The 1,949-nt window shown below is 60.2% G+C and carries 1 protein-coding gene; it reads right to left on the reverse strand.

The window, feature by feature from the left end; genetic code table 11:
- A partial coding sequence (locus tag ACFQRK_RS16360; RefSeq protein WP_379008645.1) for a Calx-beta domain-containing protein occupies positions 1-1,949 on the reverse strand: 1,949 nt, incomplete at both ends.

A 1,949-nucleotide genomic window follows, 5' to 3' on the forward strand; every position in this document is an offset into this window, starting at 1 on the left:
AGCCTTTTTCAACCTGCTTAGTGTTTCCCTTATGCAGCGTCAGTACATAATAATACGTGCCTTCCGGGATATCCCCACCGCCCCACGAGTTGTCGTAGTCGTTGTGGCGGTAGATCTCGTTGCCCCACCGGTTGAACACCACCACCTCGGCCTTGTCGAAACCTTCCATGCCGATGATTTCAAACCGGTCGTTCAGACCGTCGCCGTTCGGGGTGAAGATGTTGGCAATCTTCAGCGGATTGGCCGCAACGGTGATGGTCACTTCGGCGGGTTCGCTCCAGTTGCCTTCGCTGTCTTTTACGCGGTAGCTGAACCGGTCCCCGCCCACATATCCCGTTGCAGGGATATAGGTGACCGTACCGTCAGTGTCGACGGACACCGTGCCGTGCTGCGGCTGGGTCACGATCTCGACCGATCCCGCATCCAGCGGATGGGTGCCCGCCGCGTCGTTGGCCAGCACCGAAATGACCAGCGCTTTGTTCGAGTAACCGGTCACCTCGTCGTCGACCGCCTCAGGTGGGTAGATCGGCGATACCGTAACCTCAGCCCCGTTATTGCCCGCATCCGGGTCATCCTCGCTGCCACGCACGGCTGCGCGGTTCACGTATTCACCCTCACTGTTCACCGAGGCGGTGATCCGCAGTGTCCGGCTTTCACCGACGGCAAGACCGCCGATCGCCCAGATACCCGACTCGCCGTCATACGAACCACCCGAGGCTTCCGCCGACATGAACGTATAGCCCGACGGAAGGGTGTTTACCACCTCAACGCCCGTCGCGTCATCTGGCCCGCCGTTGCTCACCACGATGGTAAACACCACCGTGCTTCCCGCCAGCGGCGAGGCATTGTCTACCGCTATGGTGACCGACAGGTCTGGAGTAGCCCTGTCATCATCCGTGATGTTTACTGTAGCGCTGCCATCTGTACCGCTTGCCGTAAAGGTGAAGCTGGTTGAGCTGCCTCCGGCCAGGGTCAGAATCACCGTCTCGGTACCTTCGATCACCTGGTCGTCGCTCACCGCTACTGGTACGTTTACGCTGTTCTGGCCTGCAGGGATGGTTACCGTGCCGGTAAGGGCCGTGTAGTCGCTATCCGCTGTGGCCGTACCGCTTACCGTGTAAGTCACCGTGATGTCCTCGGTTGCCGTTATCCCGGAAGGAAGGCCGATGCTGAAGGCACCATCAGTGCCCGGCTCGGCGCCGTGGACAGTGGTTACTACCCTCAGTGTTTTGCCTTCAACTGTATTTTCATCATCGTTGATATTTACCGTGGCGCTGCCATCCGTGCCGCTTGCCGTAAAGGTGAAGCTGGTTGAGCTGCCGCCGGTCAGGGTCAGAATCACCGTCTCGGTGCCTTCGATCACCTGGTCGTCGCTCACCGCTACCGGTACGCTTACGCTGTTCTGGCCTGCAGGGATGGTTACCGTGCCGGTAAGGCCGGTGTAGTCGCTGCCTGCCGCGGCCGTACCGCTTACCGTGTAGGTCACCGTGATGTCCTCGGTTGCCGTTATCCCGGAAGGAAGGCCGATGGTAAATGCCCCATCGGTGCCCGGCTCGGCGCCGTCAGTAGTACCGGTAATGCTCAGTATCCGGTTTGCCTCTGTGTTCTCATCATCCGTGATGTTTACCGTGGCGCTGCCATCCGTGCCGCTTGCCGTAAAGGTGAAGCTGGTTGAGCTGCCGCCGGTCAGGGTCACAACCACCGTCTCGGTGCCTTCGATCACCTGGTCGTCGCTCACCGCCACTGGTACGCTTACGCTGTTCTCTCCGGCAGGGATGGTCACCGTGCCGGTAAGGGCCGTGTAGTCGCTACCTGCCGTGGCCGTACCGCTTACCGTGTAGGTCACCGTGATGTCCTCGGTTGCCGTTATCCCTGAAGGAAGGCCGATGGTAAATGCCCCATCGGTGCCCGGCTCTGCACCGTCCGTTGTACCGGTAATGCTCAGCACG

Origin of the sequence: Parapedobacter sp. GCM10030251, assembly GCF_042666505.1 — a bacterium.
Classification (GTDB): Bacteria; Bacteroidota; Bacteroidia; order Sphingobacteriales; family Sphingobacteriaceae; genus Parapedobacter.